We start from the raw sequence: 16,678 nt of genomic DNA on the forward strand, positions 1-16,678 counted from the left end.
GGTGCGGACGCCGCCGGCGGCCGAAGGTTCCCGCCTGCGGTCGTTCTCGGGTAAGGTCCGCCCGTGCCCGCGCCGTTCGTGCCCGAGCTCTTCGGCGACTTCCTCCTCGTGCAGCTCCTCTCGCGGCGCGCGCGGTCGGACGTGCTCGTCGCCGTCCGGCTCGGCGACCGGAGCGGGCAGACGTTCGTGGTGAAGCGGCCCGTGCTGGGCGAACGCGCCTCGGGCCGCGCCGCGCAGGCCATCCAGCGCGAAGGCGAGGTGCTCGCCGAGGTGCGCGCCTCGGCCCTGCCCGCCCTCGCGGCGCGCGGCGAGCTCGCGGGCCTGCCGTACGTGGCCATCGAACACGTGCGCGGGGCGCCGCTCGACGAGGTCACGAGCGGGGAGCCGCCGATGCCCGAGGGCGCGGTGCGCGCGGTGGCGCTCGACGTCGCGCGGGCGCTCGCGGCGCTGCACGAGAAGGGCTGGGTGCACGGCGACCTCGCGGCCTCGAACGTGATGATCGACGAGACCGGCGAGGCGAAGCTCGTCGACCTCGGCCTCGCGCGGCGCGCGGGCGAGGCGCGGGCCGAGGTCGCGGGGACGCCGGGTTATCTGGCCCCGGAGGCGGCGCTGCCCGGCGAGGCGAGCGCCGCGAGTGACGTCTACGGCTGGGCGGTGGTGGTCGCCGAGTGCGCGCTCGGGCGGCGCATCTTCCCGGAGGACGACCTCGCCTCGGCCGGCGCGCGTGGCGAGCCTCCGCGGGACCTCGCGGCGTGGGACGCGCGCGTGCCGGGCCTCGTCGCGGCGCTCGCGCGGGACCCGGCGCGCAGGCCCACGAGCGCGTCGATCGTGCAGGGCCTCTCGGCGCTCGCGCTCGATCGGGAGGCCCTCGCCGCGCGTGTCGCGGCGCATCACGCGCGCGCCCCCGAGGAGCCAACGGCGCTCGCGCCGCTCGTGGTACCCGAGGCGCGTGGTTCGTCCGAAAGACCCGCGCTCGCCGCGGCGGCCCCCGCGCCCGCGCCCGCGCCGCCCCCCCCGCCCCCCCCGCCCCCCCCGCCCCCCCCGCCCGCGCCGCCGCCGAGGCGCCCCTCGAACGTGTATTTGCCCGTCGCCCTCGGCGCCGTGCTCCTCTTCGTGATGGGGCAGGTCTCGGCGCGCGTGATGGTGCGCAATCAGCGGGGCTCGGTCTCGCTCGCGGCCGTCGCAGGTCGGCGCGCGCAGGTCGAGGTCGACGGGCAGAAGGTTGTCTTGCCCGCTGATGGAAGGCTCGAGCTCCGGCCGGGGGAGCACACGGTCGTCGTCGTGCTTCCGAAGGGCGCGCGGCGCGAGTACACCTTCCGGATGCGCCCGAACGAGCAGGTGGTGCTCGTGTCCCCGAAGAAGGCGGGCAACAAGGACGACGAGGAGGCAGAGGAGCGCGAGCCATGAGCGACGGCGAGAGAGGGACGAAAGTGCTCGGCAGCGCCCCCGCCGGGTCGGGTGGACGGCGGCCCGTGACCGAGGTGATCGACGCGACGAGCGGCCCCTCCGTGCGCCGCATCCGCAAGCTGCGCGTCGTCGTGGTCGACGCGCCCGACGCGCGTGACGTGGGCGCCGCGCACGTCTTCGCGCAGGACGAGGTCCGCGTGGGCAGTAGCCCCGACGTCGACGTGGCCCTGCGCGACCCGGCCGTCTCGCGCGAGCACCTCGCCGTGCGCCTCGGGCCCCACGGCTTCTCGCTCACGGACTTCGGCTCCACGAACGGCACCTTCGTGGGGGACCTGCGCATCGAGCGCGTCGCCATCACCGACGACACGCTCGTGCGCCTCGGCAACAGCGTGCTTCGCCTCGAGCCACTCGCCGAGACGGTGGAGCAGGAGATCAGCCCGCGCGCGCGGTTCGGCCGCATGCTCGGCGCGAGCCCGGCGATGCGCGAGATGTTCGCGTTGCTCGAGCGCGTGGCCGCCAGCGACCTGACCGTGCTGCTCGAAGGCGAGACGGGCACGGGCAAGGAGCTCGCGGCCGAGGGGCTGCACGAGGCGAGCGCGCGCGCGGGCGCGTTCGTCGCGGTGAACTGCGGGGCGATCCCGCGGGAGCTCCTCGAGAGTGAGCTCTTCGGCCACGAGAAGGGCGCGTTCACGGGCGCGGTGCGGGAGCGGCAGGGGGCGTTCGTGGCGGCGGATCGGGGGACGATCTTCCTCGACGAGGTCGGCGAGCTGCCGCTCGACATGCAGGCGAAGCTCTTGCGCGCGCTCGAGCGGCGCGAGGTCAAGGCCGTGGGCTCGGATCGCTCACGCTCGGTCGACGTGCGGATCGTGGCGGCGACGAACCGCTCGCTCGCGCGTGAGGTGCAGGCGGGGCGGTTCCGGCAGGACCTCTACTATCGCCTCGCCGTGGTGATCGTGCGGGTGCCGCCCTTGCGGACGCGGATCGAGGATCTGCGGCTGCTCGTGGATCACATCCAGGACGAGCTCGCGCGGCGGCGCGCGGCGTCGGGCCTGCCGCCGTGCGCGCGGCTCGACGAGACGGCGATCGCGATGCTGTCGCGTTACGATTTTCCCGGCAACGTGCGGGAACTCCGCAACATCGTGGAGCGCTGGGCCGTGCTCGGCGCCTTCGCCGCGCCGGGCGAGCCCGCGGTGAGCCCGCGGGCCGAGGAGCGCAAGGCCGAGGCCCCGCCGAACCCCGAGGCGCCGAAGGAGACGGCGCAGGCGAGCGGCGTCGAGGCGAACCTGCTCAAGCTGCCGTATCACGAGGCGAAGGACGCCTGGGTCGAGCGCTTCGAGCGGGCCTACGTGGAGGCGATCCTCGCGCAATCGGGCGGCAACGTGTCCCGGGCGGCGCGCGAGGCGGGCGTCGACCGGAGGCACCTGCAGCGATTGATGGCCCGGTTCGGGATCCGGGCGACGAGCGAATGAGGCGACCATGAGCGCGCTGCGTATCCTCCTCGCCGGCGCGACCGGCGCCGTCGGCGCCGAGGCCCTGCGGCTCCTCCGCGCGGAGGGCCATTTCGTGCGCACGTTCTCCCGCAGCGCGAAGAATGCCGAAAAGATACGCCCGCTCGCGAGCGAGGTCGTCCTCGGGGACGCGACGCGGGCCGGTTCGCTCGGCGAGGCCCTCGCGGGGATCGACGTCGTCGTCTCCTGCCTCGGCGCGAACGTGGCGCTCGGGTTCTCCGAGCGGCGCTCCTTTCGCGACGTGGACCTCGTCGCCCACCGGAACCTGCTCGAAGCGGCGCGGCGCGCCTCGGCCAGGCGATTCGTGTATCTCTCCGCGCACCCCGGGCCCGGATACGATCATACGCGGTACATCCGGGCGCACCTCGACACCGAGGACCTGATCCGCGCCTCGGGGCTCTCGTGTTCGTTCGTCCGGCCAACCGGGATTTATTCGGCGCTCGGGGACCTCGTCGAGATGGCCCGCGCGGGGTTTGGCTCCGTCGTCGGCGACGGGACGGCGAAGGCGAACCCGGTGCACCCGATCTGCGTCGCGGAGGTCGTGGCCTCGGTGGTGGAGCAGGGGCCCGAGGTCGTCACGGTGGGCGGGCCGGAGATCCTGACCCGCGAGGAGATCCTGCGGATCGCGTTCGAGGTCGTGGGGAAGAGGCCGCGGATCGTGCACGTGCCGAAGGGCGTGTTCCAGCTCTGGAGCGCCGCGCTCAGGCTCCCGCACCCGCGCCTCGCCGACATGATGGAGTTCGTCGCGGCCGTCACGACCTCGGATTCGGTGGCCGAGGCGCGAGGGACGCGCCCGATCCGGCCGTGGTTCGAGGCGCTCGCGGGCCAGTAATCGACCTCGTGCCGGCCCCCCGGCCCTGCGCGCGCCCTGCCGCACCGGGCGCCCGATTCCGCAGGTGCGGCGCCCGCTCCGCAGGCCAAACCCCGCAAAATCGGCCTGGATCCAGACTCGAACCCCTGGCACGCCGCGTGCTCTTCCTCCGCTCGAACCACGGCAATCGCCCGTAAAGGAGCCCCGCCATGTCGAGCCTTCGTTCTTTCGTTCGCCCCGTCGCCCTCGCCTTCGCTTTTGCGCTCGCGACCGCCCCGATCGCCGCCTCCGCCGAGGAGAAAGGCAAGACGCCCCGGGTCGAGAAGATCGACAAGAAGAAACACGGCAAGGGCGAGTTCCCCGTCGACGCGGCCCGCTTCGACGAGAAGGTCGAGGCGAAGATCAAGCGCGCCCGCGAGCAAATGGAGGCGCTGCTCGCCGCGCATCCCCTGCCGGAGTCGATGAAGGCGCAAATTCGCAAGGACTTCGAGGCAGGCGTCGTCGCGATCCGCGCCGCCGCGAAGGAGGCGGGCAAGGACGGCAAAGTGACGCGCGACGAGGCGAAGGACGTGAAGAAGCTCGCGAAGGAGCTGAAGAAGTCCGCGCGCGAGAAGTACGGCAAAGAGGCGCGGCGCCGTTAATTCACGGTCATCATCCCACCATTACCCGCCACGTCACGCACCTCGACCGTCACCGCGTCCAGCGCCTCCTGCGCCGTGAGCGCCACGCTGGCCTTCCCCTCGCCGTCGGGCGTGACCTCGACGATCTTCGTCTGGTTGTCCCCGAACGTCACCGTCACACTCCACGGCCCGAGCAGCGGCACGCCCGAATCACTCGGCCCCACCCGCAATGCACGCAGGCCCGGCGCCGCGCCGAGGCTCGCCACGAGGTCGATCGACGCATCGCCGCGTATCGCGGTCGACGTGGCCGCGAGTGGCGCCGCGACGACCTCGAAGGGCGCGCTCGTGAGCTCGTAGGTCGTCTCGCCCGACGCCGCGAGCGCCTTGCCCTTCACGCGGAACCGATACTTTCCGAGCGGCAGCGAGAACGGCAGCATGGGCTTCTGCGCGGAGAAGAGATCGGGCGGGACGGGCTGCCACGTCGCGGTGTAGACGTGACGCTCGGGCGCCTCCGCGTTCACCGGATCGGGCGAGTACGTCGTGACAATCGCGCCGTCGTAGGACGTCGCCGGCCGGCCCTTCGCGTCGGCGAGGGGCTGGTACATCCCGAGCGCGGCCTCGCGCTCGATGAAGACCTCCGGCAGGTCGACGGCAGGGTCGCCGCCATACCAGGCGAACCGCGCGGCGCCGACGCTGCGAGGCACCTCGGCCGCGCCCACCTCGGCCGTCGCGGTGTCGGGCCAGAAGAGCGAAGGCGAGACGGCCGCCGTCATGCCGTGATCGGTGGTCTCGAGCGCCGTGATCGGCGCCTCGTCGGGGTATTTCCAGGCGGCGAAGCGCGAGGAGCCGACCTCGGGGTCCTCGATTTCGGGCGTCCACGCGAGCTTCGCCGCGTCGAGCACGCCGGCGAGGATCATCTCGCCCTCGAGCGGGCCCCAGATGTTGATGCTCGGCTCGTAACCGCCGGCGAGCCAGTCCTCGCCCGTGAGGATGTATCCCACGTGATCGTCGGCATACCCGATGAGCAACGTCCGATCCGCGCCCGCCGGCGAGAGCCCGCGCAGGTACGCCGCCCAGGGCGCGACGGCCTCGCCGGGCGCCGTGACGACGAGGTAATCCCCCGTCGGCGTGCCCGAGATCCGTAATGCCGCGGCCGTCGTGCGCACGGTGTCGCAGAGCGGCAGGGGCACGTCGCTGCTCACGTCGAAGATGCCGAAGATGAGGCTGCCGCCCTTCTTGATCTCGAGGCACGAGCCGTAGACCGGCATGCTGAGCGCGCCGGGCAACCCCGCGAGCGCGCCGGCGCCGCTCTGCTCGCCGCAGAGGCCCGCGCCGGCGTAGGTGTTGAACTCGTCGACGGGGCTCTTCACCTTGCCGTTTTCGTCGAGAAAGACCCCGTCCGGCACGTACTCCTCGACGTTCGGATCGTACGCCGCGTAGCGCAGCTCGGTGCCGTCGGGGCGCTTCACCACGCCCTCGCGGCCGATGTAGAAGCTACGCGTCACGATCTCGAGCGCGGCCTTGTCGCCCGTCTGCACGCCGTCGATGACGGGCTTGATGAGCTCGGTCGCGCGGGCGCCGAGCGTCTCGAGGCGCGGGATGTCGAGGCAACGCAGCGAGTCGGGGCAGGCCGAGCGGCCGTCGTGGCCCGCGGGCGAGACGTCACCGGCGGCGCCTTGCAGGTGCAGCACGGGGTAACCGAGCTCGACGCTGAGCGCGCGCGCGACGGCGCCGGGGGCGTCGGTCGAGACGAGCGGGTTGTCGCCGCCGCCGATCGTACCGTGGATGGGGAAATCGACGAGGGCCGCGAGCGGCGAGCCGTCGGCCTTGTCCACGCGCAGGACCCAGAGCGTCGGGTCCTTGCCTTTGCCCGCGTCGTTGCCGTCGGGGCCGAGGACGTCGTTGTTGTCGCCGCGCCTGTCGCGGTTGACCTCGTCGTTCGGGTCGAAATCCTTCTCGACCGTGACGCCGATCTTCGCGGGCGCGAGCCCGTCGAGCGCTTGTTTCACGGCCTCGGCCATGCCGGCGACGGCGCGCTCGGCGAGCGCGAGCTTGGGCCGGTCGACGCCGGGCATGAGCACGAAGCTCGGCTGGTAGCCGGCCCAGGCGGCGTGGCTATGCGAGGCGGTCATGATGATACGGCCGCGCATGGAGCCGTCGGGGGCGACCCTGGATTCGAGCTCGAAGAGCGTGTTCTCGTTGAGGAGCGGGGCGTCGACGCGCAGGATGACCACGCGCTCGCCGCCGGCCTCGAGGGCGAGGGCCTCGGCGCGCGGCGCGTCGTGGACGCCCACGGTGGGGACGAGGCTCTTGCCGAAGCGGCGGGGCCTGTCGTCGACGGGTTTGGCGCCGCCGAGGCCGATGGCGCGGGAGGCGTAACCGCCCACGGGCGCGCCGATGGGCAGGGGCAGGACGGCCGCGCCGTAGCCGGCCCGGACGTCCGTCGGCGTATTCGCCGGTTTGCTCGGGCGCTCCGGCGGGGTTTCGAACTGGCAATGGGCGAGCGGGTCCACCGCGGGCGGGGGGGTTTCCGGGGTTTTCGTGCTTCCGCCGTCCCCGCAGGCGCCGCCTGCGACAGCCCCGAGCAACCCGAGGGCGATCCATCCGAGCGTGTTCTTGCGTGTTTTCGTCACCGAAGGCCTCCTCGCGGGCGAGGATAGCCGAATCGGGTGGCGGGCAGGAACGTTTCAGAACCGCGACGCTTCGAGGCGGATGTCGGCCCGCGCGAAGGCGACCTCGAATCTGCGCCGGACCTCCGCCGCCTCGATCGCCTTGCCCTGCCCCTCGAGGGCCTGGGCGAGGCCGAAGAGCGAATACCCGTTCTCCGGCAGGTTCGCGAGGTCCTCCCGGTACACGCGCTCTGCCTCCGCGGCCTTTCCCGCGCGGAGCAGGATGGCGCCGAGGATCTGCCGCGTCGGGTGGTGCCAGTCCGCGGGCTCCATGTACCGGAGCCCGTCCTCGAGCTTCACGGCCATTTCGAGCTGCCGGATCGCCCCCTCGAGGTCGCCCCGATCCGCCGCGAGCTCGCCGCTCGCGACGCGGTAGGCCACGGAGAGCACGGCCTTCGGCGAGTTCACGCCCGACACCGTGCTCTCGGCGAGCGCGTGGAGGTCCGCGTATTTTCCGAGATTGGCGAGGTGGCCGAGCGCCGCCGCCTCGTCGCCGAGCCGAGAGTGAGCAATCGCGCTCGCGTAATGATACACGCCCCGCGAGTACGGGCGGTCCAGGGGCGGCGCCGCCTCGCGCAGGATGTCCCGCCAGCGCCCGAAGCGGACCATTGCATAGAGGGGCGTGGCCAGGAAATGTTCGGTCATCACGTCGACCTCGCCGCCCCCGCCGTGGCCGCCGTGCCAGCCGCTCGCGCTGCCCTCGCCGATCATGGCCACGAGCAGCCGCGCGGCGCGGAGCGCGTCGGCCGATCGCCCTTCGAGCGTCGTCGCGAACCACAGGAAATGCGGGTTGTGCATGCGGTACATCCGGAGATAGAAGTTCGCCGGATCCGCGTGGCGCGCGTATCGATTGTCGGCGAGGATGGCGCGCTCGTTGGCGAGCGCCGCCTCGTGGTACATCCCCACGCGAATGTAGATGTGCCCCGGCATGTGCACGAGGTGCCCGGCGCCCGGCACGAGGTGGGCGAGCCGGTTCGCCGCGTCGAGCGCGCGCTCGGGCGTCGTCGAGGCCTCCATGACGTGGATGTAATAATGGTTCGCCCCGGGGTGGTTCGGGTCGAGCCGCATCGCGCGCTCGAGCGTGCCGATGATCTCCTGGGTATTCGCCCGGGGCGCCCCGCCCTCCCAGTACTTCCAGGGGCTCAGGTCCATGAGCGCCTCGGCGTGGAGGGCGAGGATGTCCACGTCGTCCGGGAAGCGGCGCGCGACCTCGCCCATGGCGTCGGCGTACGCGCGATCGAGCGGGGCGCGGTCGGCGACGGGCTCTTTCGTGTACCGCTTCGCGAGGGCCTGGATGAGGGCCTGCTCGCGCGGCGCGGCGCCGGGCGCGAGCGCGAGGGCGCGCTCGAGATGTGCATACGCGCGCGGGACGTCGGCGTCCTTCATCGCCGCATTGATGTTCGGGCCGAGCACGAGGGCCGCGCCCCAGGAACACATGGCGCAGGAGGGATCGAGGCGCGCGGCCGCGAGGAACGAGCGCTCGGCCTCCGCGTGGTTGAATCCATACGCGAGCGTGAGGCCCTGGTCGAAATAACGCTGGGCGGCGGGCACGCGCGTCGTGATGGGTCGACGGTGGCTGCCCATGCCTTCGAGCAAGGGCGCCCCGACCTCCGCGGCTCCGCTCTGAATGCCCCCGTCGCTCGCCGCGGCGCGAGGGGCGAGGAGGGACGGAGCGCCGAGCAGACCAAAAAGCACGAACAGCGACCCCCTCGATGAAACTCGCATTTCTCACCCCTCCCGCCCGCCCCGTCCGCAGGGCGCGCGCGGAGGAAATGGGGCCGGCGTCGCGGACGGCAAGGCCTCCCTGCCCCTTGACGCCTCGTTGCGGCGAGGGCACTTGTCTGGAAAGGGCCCCAAACGCGGCGGCCGAAGAGGTACACATGAGGCGCTTTCGCTGGATTCATCTACTTGCATTGCCCTCCATGCTCGCGGCTTGCGGCGGAGAGCCCGACGGGCAGCAGGCTCTGGGTAACGACGATACGTACGATCCCTCGGCCGTCGTGGCGCCCGAGCAGAACGAGACGCCGGATCTCTGGTTCGTGGAGCTCGAGGAGACGCCGCTCCTGCGCGGCGGGTCGGAGTCGCTGCTCTTCCAGCAGAAGGTCGTGTTCGCGGCCGAGGCCGAGAAGCGCGGGATCAGGTACACCGAGCGGCTCTCGTTCCATCGCCTCTGGAATGGCCTCTCCCTCCGCGTGGCGCCCGAGCAGGTCGCGGACCTCGCCCGGATCCCGGGCGTCAAGTCGGTGTGGCCCGTGATCCCGATCCTGCCCGAGGACAGCCCGGACGAAGGCGGCGGGGCGCAGACGGACATGGCGACGGCGATCGCGATGACGGGCGTGGACATCGCGCGGAGCCAGCTCGGGCTCCGGGGCAAGGACATCCGCGTCGGCATCATCGACAGCGGCGTCGATTACGACCACCCCGACCTCGGCGGCGGCTGCTTCGGTCCGGGCTGCAAGGTCGCGTATGGGTACGATTTCGTCGGCGACGACTTCGCGTCCGGCAGCCCGGGGTCCTACCTGGCGCCCGACCCGGACCCGGACGATTGCGGCGGGCACGGGACCCACGTCGCCGGCATCGTGGGCGCGAATGGGTCGGTGGTGGGCGTCGCGCCCGACGTCACGCTCGGCGCTTATCGCGTGTTCGGGTGCGGGGGCTCGACGAGCCCGGACATCATGATCAAGGCGATGGAGCGCGCACAACAGGACGGCATGCGCGTCGTCAACATGAGCATCGGCTCGGGATATCAATGGCCCCAGTATCCGACGGCCGTGGCCGCGTCGAACCTCTCCTTGAGCGGCACGATCGTCTCCTGCTCGGGCGGCAACAATGGCGACCGCGGCGTCTGGGCCACGGGCGCGCCGGGCGTCGGCACGAACGTGCTCGCGTCGGCCTCGCTCGAGAACACGCACCTCACGTCGATCGCGTTCGCCATTTCGCCCGACGACAAGCTCATCGGGTACAACGCGAGCTCGACCGCGCCGATCCCGCCGCTCAGCGGCGCGTTCGAGCTCGCGCGTACGGCCACGGCGGCGACGATCAACACGGACGCGTGCAACGTGAACCCGCCGGCGGCGGGCAGCCTGACGGGCCAGGTGGCGCTCGTGCGGCGCGGCGGCTGCACCTTCTTCGAGAAAGCCAAGAATGCGGAGGCCGCGGGCGCGGTCGCCATCGTCTTCTACAACAACACGGGCGGGGGGCTCGTCCCCGGCCTCTCGATCCCCGCGGGCTCGCCCGCCGGGACGACGCCCGTGGGCATCCCGGGCGTTGGAATCACGCAGGCGGACGGGGACGTCATCGTCGCCCGTATGGACGCGGGGGCCGTGACCCTCACCTGGACCGACGACACGGTCACCGCGGAGAACAGCGTCGGCGGCAGCATTTCATCGTTCAGCTCGTGGGGCGCCGGGCCGGACCTCTCGTTCAAGCCGGACCTCACGTCGCCGGGCGGGGCGATCTATTCGACGTATCCGCTCGAGCTCGGCGGCTTCACCTCGCAGAGCGGCACGTCGATGGCCTCGCCGCACACGGCCGGCGCCATCGCGCTGCTCATCGAGGCGACGGGCGAGACCGATTTCGAGGCCATCCGGGCGCGCCTGCAGAACACGGCCCAGCCGGTCCTCTGGGGTATCGACCCGACGCAGGGGCACCTCGACAGCGCGCACCGGCAGGGCGCGGGCCTCATTCGTGTGGATCAGGCCGCGCTCACCGAGGCGAGCGTCTGGCCGAGCCGCATCGCGCTCGGCGAGGCGGCGGGCCCGACGACGCGCACGATCACGTTGAGGAACGACACCGACGCGGACATCACGTACGACGTATCGCACGAGCCGGGCGTCTCCACGGTGGGCACGTACGGCACGCCCGCGGCGCTGTCGCGGCCGAGCGTGCCGCCGAGCGCCACGTTCAGCGCGCAGAGCGTGATGGTGCCGGCGCACGGCACGGCGACGGTGGACGTGACGATCGAGCCGAACGCGGACCTCGACGAGAGGGGCGTTTATGGCGGCTTCCTGCGATTCACGCAGGCGGGGACGAATACGACCCTGAGCGTGCCGTACATGGGCTTCAAGGGCGACTATCAAACGATCGTCGCGCTGGTCCCGACGGGGCAAGGCTTCCCGTGGCTGTCGCGCCAAACGGCCCCGAGCACGTACGGCAAGGAGGAGGCCGGCGCGATCTTCTCGATGTCGGGGACGGGGAACGTGCCCTACGTCACGGTGCACCTGGAGCACCAGGTGGCGATGCTGAAGGTCGAGGTGGTCGAGGCGGGGCCACTCGCGAAGCCGTGGGGCACGGCCTACACGTACACGTACGTCGGCCGCAATGCGGACCCGACGGGCACGTACTCGTTCGCGTGGAATGGGACGACGACGATGGGCAGGAACATCGTGAAGGTGCCGAATGGGAGCTACATGCTGAAGATGACGGTCCTCAAGGCGCTCGGTGACGCGAGCAACCCGGCGCACTGGGAGACGTGGACGTCGCCGGTGTTCAAGGTCGAGCGTCCCTGAGTCTGGGGCCGGCGTGGGGGGCTCCGGCCCCCCACTCCCCTCTTGCTTGGCCCCGCCGTCCGTCGCATGCTCCCGGCCCCTCACAGGACAGGCACGGAGAAAACATGGCCAAGCTCAGCAAGGACATCGTCATCGTCGGCGCGAAGCGCACCGCGTTCGGGGCGATGAATGGCGCGCTCAAGGGTGTCTCGGCGAACGACCTGGCGGCACACGCCGCGAAAGCTGCCCTCGCCCAGGCCGGCGCGGCGCCGGGCGACGTCGGGCACGTCGTCGTCGGCAACGTCATGCAGACGAGCGCCGACGCGATCTACTGCGCGCGCCACGTGGGCCTCAAGGCAGGCGTGCCCATCGAGGTCCCGGCCCTCACGGTGAACCGGCTCTGCGGCTCCGGCTTCGAGGCCGTCGTGCAAGCCGCCCAGCTCATTCTGCTCGGCGACGCCGACGTGGTGCTCGCCGGCGGCACCGAGAACATGTCGCAGGCGCCCCACGTCCTGCGCGGCGGGCGCGAGGGGTTTGCTTTTGGCAAGGCCCCGGCGCTCGAAGATTCGCTCTGGAGCGCGCTCACCGATAGTTACGTCAATGCGCCGATGGCCATCACCGCCGAGAACCTGGCCACGAAGTACGGCATCTCGCGCGCCGAATGCGACGAATATGCCCTGCGCAGCCAGAAGCTCTGGGCCGCGGCGAACGAGGCCGGCGCCTTCAAGGACGAGATCACGCCGATCGAGCTGCCGGGCAAGCGCGGCGCGCCGCCCGTCTCCTTCGCCGTCGACGAGCACCCCAGGCCACAATCGACGCCCGAGGCGCTCGCCAAGCTCGCCCCCGTCTTCAAGAAAGACGGCACCGTCACGGCCGGCAACGCGAGCGGTATCTGCGACGGCGCGGCCATGCTCGTGGTCACGACGGCTGAGAAGGCGAAGGAGAAGGGCTGGACGCCGCTCGCGCGGCTCCTGCAATGGGCCTCGGCGGGCGTCGAGCCCTCCCTCATGGGCATCGGCCCGGCCGCCGCCATTCCCAAGGCCCTCGAGCGCGCGGGGCTCTCCCTCGACGCGGTCGACCTCTTCGACGTGAACGAGGCGTTCGCGCCGCAATGGCTCGCCGTGCAGAAGGAGCTCGGGCTGCCGCTCGACAAGTCGAACGTGAATGGCGGCGCCATCGCGCTCGGCCACCCGCTCGGCGCCTCGGGCGCGCGGATCACGGCGCACCTCGTCCACACCCTGCGCCGCACGGGCAAGAACATCGCCGTGGGCAGCGCCTGCATCGGCGGCGGGCAGGGGATCGCGCTCGTCCTCGAGCGAATCTGAGTTTTCGAGGCCATGGCCCCTTCCATGAAAGAACACGAGGCCGACGTCGTCATCGTCGGCGCCGGCCTCGCGGGCCTCTCGGCCGCGGACGCGCTCTCGCGTCATGGCAAGAGCGTCGTCGTGCTCGAGGCGCGGGATCGCGTCGGCGGGCGCACGCTCGGCCGGGAGATCGGGGGCCGTGTCCTCGACCTCGGGGGGCAATGGCTCGGCGCGGGGCAAAAGCGGCTCGCGCGCCTCGCGGCCGAGCTCGAGGTCTCGACGTTCCCGACGTACCATTCTGGAGAAAAGATCCTGGTTCGGGACGGGCGAATCTCGACGTATGCGGGGACCATTCCTTCGCTCCCCGTGCCGGGGCTCGTGGCGCTGCACCTCGCGTTACGCAAGCTCGACGCGCTCGCCGCGCGCCTGCCCGAGGGCCGGCCGCTCGCCGCGGCCGAGGCTTTGGCGTGGGACGACCAGACGCTGGAGACGGCCACGCAGGTGTTGATATCGCGGGCCGACGTGCGGGAGCTCTTCGACGCGGCGGTGCGGGTGGTCTTCGGCGCCGAGCCGCGCGAGATCTCGATGCTGTATTTCCTCGCGTACCTGCGCGCGGGCGGCGGCCTCATGCGCCTCGTCGAGATCGAGGGCGGGGCGCAGGAGCGTCGCTTCGTGGGCAGCGCGCAGGAGCTCTCGATCCGGCTCGCCGCGCGGCTCGGCGGCGCGGTCGTGCTCTCGGCGCCCGCGCGCCGTATCGAGCAGGACACGCGCGGCGTGGTCGTGACGGCGGACGGGGTCTCGGTGCGGGCGCGATACGCCATCGTGGCCGTGCCTCCGGCGCTCGCGGGGCGTATCGAATACCGTCCCCTGCTGCCGGTGGTGCGGGATCAGCTCTCGCAGCGGATGCCGATGGGGTCGACGGTGAAATGTATCGCGCTCTATGACCGTCCTTTCTGGCGGGAGGCGGGGCTGTCGGGCGAGGCCGTGACGAGCACGGGGCCGATGTCGGTGGTGTTCGACAATGGCTCGCACGACGGGGCGGTGCATTCGTTGCTCGGGTTCGTGGTGGGGCAGAAGGCGCGTGTCTTCTCGGAGAGGCCGGCGGAGGAGCGGCGCGCCGTGGTGCTCGGCAGCCTCGCGCGGATGTTCGGCGAGCGGGCGCTCCGGCCGGTCGAATACGTCGAGCACGACTGGTCGACGGAGGAATGGACGCGTGGTTGTCCCGTCGGGGTGATGGGCCCCGGGGTGATGACCGGGGTCGGGCGCGTTTTACGTGAGCCGGCGGGGCGTATCCACTGGGCCGGGACCGAGACGGCGACGGAGTGGACGGGCTACATGGAGGGCGCGCTGCAATCGGGGGAGCGGGCCGCGAGCGAGGTGGGGGCGCGGCTCGAGGGCGCGGGCAGGCGAGAATAGAGTGGCGGAACGAGTGTCGAAAATTTGACGGCGAGGCGAACGCGGGCCTTTACATCCCCTCCACGTTGAAGCACGATCGCGCGCATGAGCGGGGGGGAGACGCGGATCGGCAAGCACGTCGTTCGATTGGAACCCGGTGACGTCCTCGTCATGGAGCTCCGCGGGAAAATTTTACCCGGCGAGATGAAGGCGCTCGCCCGCGAGGCGGACACGCGATTGCTCGCGGATGGTGTCGTCTTCGTCCTCTGCGACATCGCCGAGGTGACCGAATTCAACCAGGAATCGCGGTACGAGCTGCGGGATCGGCCGCGGAAGCTGCCTCCGCATTTCGTCGCGTACGTGGGCACGCCCGCGCCGGTCCGGGTGGTGCTGGATCTGATCATTCGCGCCACCAGTTTGATCACGGGCGCAAAGATCGGTCACCGCTTCTTCGATACCCGCGCAGCGGCGCGCGCGTGGTTCGTGGAGATTCGCGCGAGATCAGCCCCGCGGGCGTCGGTCACGCTGGGGTCGGTCTCCTGACAGGAGCAGGGTCGGGGGCGAGGGGACAGGCTGAGAGGCGGCTTACGGCGCTCCGTTCTGGAGCGAGGTGATCCGTTTCGAAGCGCCCCAGAGGGCGCTCCGGCAGGGGCGAACGTAACTTTCATCACTCCCGACCCGCTCCGCGCTCTTCACGGGTCCCTCCGCGCTCTTCACGGGTCCCTCCGCGCCTTTCACGGGTCCCTCCGCGCTCTTCACGAGTGATTCCGCGCCTTTCACGGGTGCCTCCGCGCTCTTCACGGGTGCCTCCGCGCTCTTCACGGGTCCCTCCGCGCTCTTCACGGGTCTCTCCGCGCCTTTCACGGGTCCCTCCGCGCTCTTCACGGGTCCCTCCGCGCCTTTCACGGGTCCCTCCGCGCTCTTCACGGGTCCCTCCGCGCCTTTCACGGGTCTCTGTTGGCACACGTCGTGCAACTATCGCGAACCGGCATCGACGCCAAACCCCCACGAGACCCGAGGGAGGAATCATCATGAATGCACCGCTCATCGTGACCAACACGCTTCCCAGCAAGAGCTTCAACACCATCACGCAGCTCGGCCTCAAGGCCTTGAACCTCGCCCTCGTCCACAACGCAGCGCTCGGCCCGCGGTTGCCGCAAGGGCTGGTCGATGGGCTCATCATCGACATCGAAAAACTCGGCGAGGCCGTCCCCGGCGCGAAATTCGCGCAGGGCGAGGCCGTCGCAGCCACGAGCGCGCAAAACGTGGCGCTCGAAAGCGGACACGCCCAGGTGAAGCAGATCCGCGCCGCCATCCGCCGCGCGAAGGCGCCGGTCGACGTGAAACGCGCCTACGGCATCGGGCAGAAGGTGAACAAGACGAACGTGCGAGACGTGCAGGTCGCCATTCAGCACATCCTCGAGCGCGCCGAGAAAGCCCCGGACGAGGCGACGTCGCTCGGGATCGTGCCGAAGGACATCGCCAAGCTGAAGCAATCGCTGGCCGCAATCACGCAGGCCGACGCGCAGCAGGAGCAAAAACGCGCGACAGCGCCAGGCACGACGCGGGCACGCAATCGAACGGCAAACCGGATCCTCGCCGCCGTGGCGCGGATCGAGGGCGCAGGGCGCATCGAGTTCGAGGACGATCCGGCCATCCTCGCGGAGTTCGAGGCGCTCGGGGCGGGGACGCGGGGGAAGAAGAAGGGGGACGCGGAGAATGAGGAGGGGGAGGCGGATCCGGCGGGGTGAGCGGCGTTCGAGAGAGGGTGGTTCATAGGCACCGGCGGCCAGCCTCACCCCCCAACCCCCTCTCCGCGCGGCGGAGAGGGGGCGAAATGCGCGGGTTCGAGGTGGAAACTCCCTCCCTCTCCACTGTGTGGAGAGGGAGGGTTGGGGTGGGTGAGGCTGGCGCTCCCGGACCGAGGAGGGTAGACTCGCCCGGGTGCAAGCCCTGAAAGCACGTGTTCAGAACGGCCGCATCGTGGTGGATGAACCGACGGATCTGCCCGAGGGCACGGTGCTCGATCTCGTGGTGGCCGATCCGGGCGATGAGCTCGACGAGGACGAGCGCGCCGCGTTGCATACCGCGCTCGACGAGGGGCTCGCAGACATGCAGGCCGGCGGGGGCATCGACGCAGAGACGTTGCTCGACGAGCTGCGGGCGCGCGGATGAAGGTCGTTTTCCTGGGACGCTCGGCCGCGCAAGCTCGAGCGGTCGAGGCGTGGTGGCGGGACAACCAGGGGAGCTCGTCGCTCTTCACGAATGAGCTCGCCCTTGCGCTGCGACTCCTGAAGAGGGCGCCCGAGATGGGAGCGCCCTACGCGCCGAGAGCGGACCGAGGGGTCCGTCGGCTGCTGCTGCGACGGACCCAATATCATATTTATTACGTGTACGATCGGGACAAGAAAGTCATCGGGGTGCTCGCCATCTGGAGCTGTCTCCGAGGGAAGCCGCCGAAGCTGGGATGAGCCGGG

Annotated in this window: 13 protein-coding genes; 11 read left to right on the forward strand and 2 right to left on the reverse strand. The window is 71.1% G+C overall.

Translation table 11 applies throughout. The annotated features are described in order from the left end of the window. The first annotated feature begins 63 nt into the window (after positions 1 to 63). The 4 genes from GF068_RS10205 (at position 64) to GF068_RS10220 (ending at position 4,367) form a co-directional block, all read left to right on the forward strand. Positions 64 to 1,407: a protein kinase domain-containing protein gene (locus tag GF068_RS10205; protein ID WP_153819186.1), complete on the forward strand. Its 1,344-nt coding sequence runs from the start codon at positions 64 to 66 to the stop codon at positions 1,405 to 1,407. After that, entirely contained in the window at positions 1,404 to 2,876 is a 1,473-nt protein-coding gene (locus GF068_RS10210; protein WP_153819187.1) for a sigma 54-interacting transcriptional regulator, read from the forward strand. Before GF068_RS10205 ends, GF068_RS10210 begins: the two co-directional genes overlap by 4 nt. A 7-nt stretch (positions 2,877 to 2,883) precedes the next feature. Then, positions 2,884 to 3,747, forward strand: coding sequence for an SDR family oxidoreductase (locus GF068_RS10215; RefSeq protein WP_153819188.1), 864 nt, complete (start codon positions 2,884 to 2,886; stop codon positions 3,745 to 3,747). A 188-nt stretch (positions 3,748 to 3,935) separates the two neighbouring features. Then, positions 3,936 to 4,367, forward strand: coding sequence for a hypothetical protein (locus GF068_RS10220; RefSeq protein ID WP_153819189.1), 432 nt, complete (start codon positions 3,936 to 3,938; stop codon positions 4,365 to 4,367). On the opposite strand, the gene GF068_RS10225 is transcribed toward GF068_RS10220, so the two are convergent. Both GF068_RS10225 and GF068_RS10230 read right to left on the reverse strand, forming a co-directional pair. Next, on the reverse strand, positions 4,364 to 6,979 hold the full coding sequence (locus GF068_RS10225; RefSeq protein ID WP_153819190.1) for a neutral/alkaline non-lysosomal ceramidase N-terminal domain-containing protein: 2,616 nt from the start codon (positions 6,977 to 6,979) through the stop codon (positions 4,364 to 4,366). The genes GF068_RS10220 and GF068_RS10225 overlap by 4 nt on opposite strands. Before the next feature lie 54 nt (positions 6,980 to 7,033). Beyond that, positions 7,034 to 8,740 (reverse strand): tetratricopeptide repeat protein, encoded by a 1,707-nt coding sequence (locus GF068_RS10230; RefSeq protein WP_153819191.1) that lies wholly within the window; start codon positions 8,738 to 8,740, stop codon positions 7,034 to 7,036. A gap of 155 nt (positions 8,741 to 8,895) precedes the next feature. Between GF068_RS10230 and GF068_RS10235 the strand changes: the two genes are divergently transcribed. The 7 genes from GF068_RS10235 to GF068_RS47340 all read left to right on the forward strand — a co-directional run bounded on the left by GF068_RS10235 (position 8,896) and on the right by GF068_RS47340 (position 16,672). Continuing rightward, complete coding sequence (locus GF068_RS10235) at positions 8,896 to 11,523, forward strand: S8 family serine peptidase (RefSeq protein WP_170319401.1); 2,628 nt, start codon at positions 8,896 to 8,898, stop codon at positions 11,521 to 11,523. Between the two features lie 104 nt (positions 11,524 to 11,627). Further along, positions 11,628 to 12,827: an acetyl-CoA C-acetyltransferase gene (locus GF068_RS10240; RefSeq protein WP_153819193.1), complete on the forward strand. Its 1,200-nt coding sequence runs from the start codon at positions 11,628 to 11,630 to the stop codon at positions 12,825 to 12,827. A 24-nt stretch (positions 12,828 to 12,851) separates the two neighbouring features. Next, positions 12,852 to 14,222 (forward strand): flavin monoamine oxidase family protein, encoded by a 1,371-nt coding sequence (locus GF068_RS10245; RefSeq protein WP_206079436.1) that lies wholly within the window; start codon positions 12,852 to 12,854, stop codon positions 14,220 to 14,222. 84 nt (positions 14,223 to 14,306) lie between these two features. Beyond that, positions 14,307 to 14,744: a SpoIIAA family protein gene (locus GF068_RS10250; protein WP_153819195.1), complete on the forward strand. Its 438-nt coding sequence runs from the start codon at positions 14,307 to 14,309 to the stop codon at positions 14,742 to 14,744. A 488-nt stretch (positions 14,745 to 15,232) separates the two neighbouring features. Further along, positions 15,233 to 15,952: a hypothetical protein gene (locus tag GF068_RS10260; protein WP_153819197.1), complete on the forward strand. Its 720-nt coding sequence runs from the start codon at positions 15,233 to 15,235 to the stop codon at positions 15,950 to 15,952. A 193-nt stretch (positions 15,953 to 16,145) separates the two neighbouring features. Beyond that, positions 16,146 to 16,376 carry a hypothetical protein gene (locus tag GF068_RS10265; RefSeq protein ID WP_153819198.1) on the forward strand — a complete coding sequence of 77 codons (231 nt, stop codon included), beginning with the start codon at positions 16,146 to 16,148 and terminating at the stop codon, positions 16,374 to 16,376. Continuing rightward, the gene (locus GF068_RS47340; protein WP_153819199.1) at positions 16,373 to 16,672 is read left to right on the forward strand and encodes a type II toxin-antitoxin system RelE/ParE family toxin; all 300 of its coding nucleotides are present in this window, start codon (positions 16,373 to 16,375) and stop codon (positions 16,670 to 16,672) included. Before GF068_RS10265 ends, GF068_RS47340 begins: the two co-directional genes overlap by 4 nt. Positions 16,673 to 16,678 lie beyond the last annotated feature (6 nt).

Source organism: Polyangium spumosum, assembly GCF_009649845.1.
In the GTDB taxonomy this organism is placed as follows: Bacteria; Myxococcota_A; Polyangia; order Polyangiales; family Polyangiaceae; genus Polyangium; species Polyangium spumosum.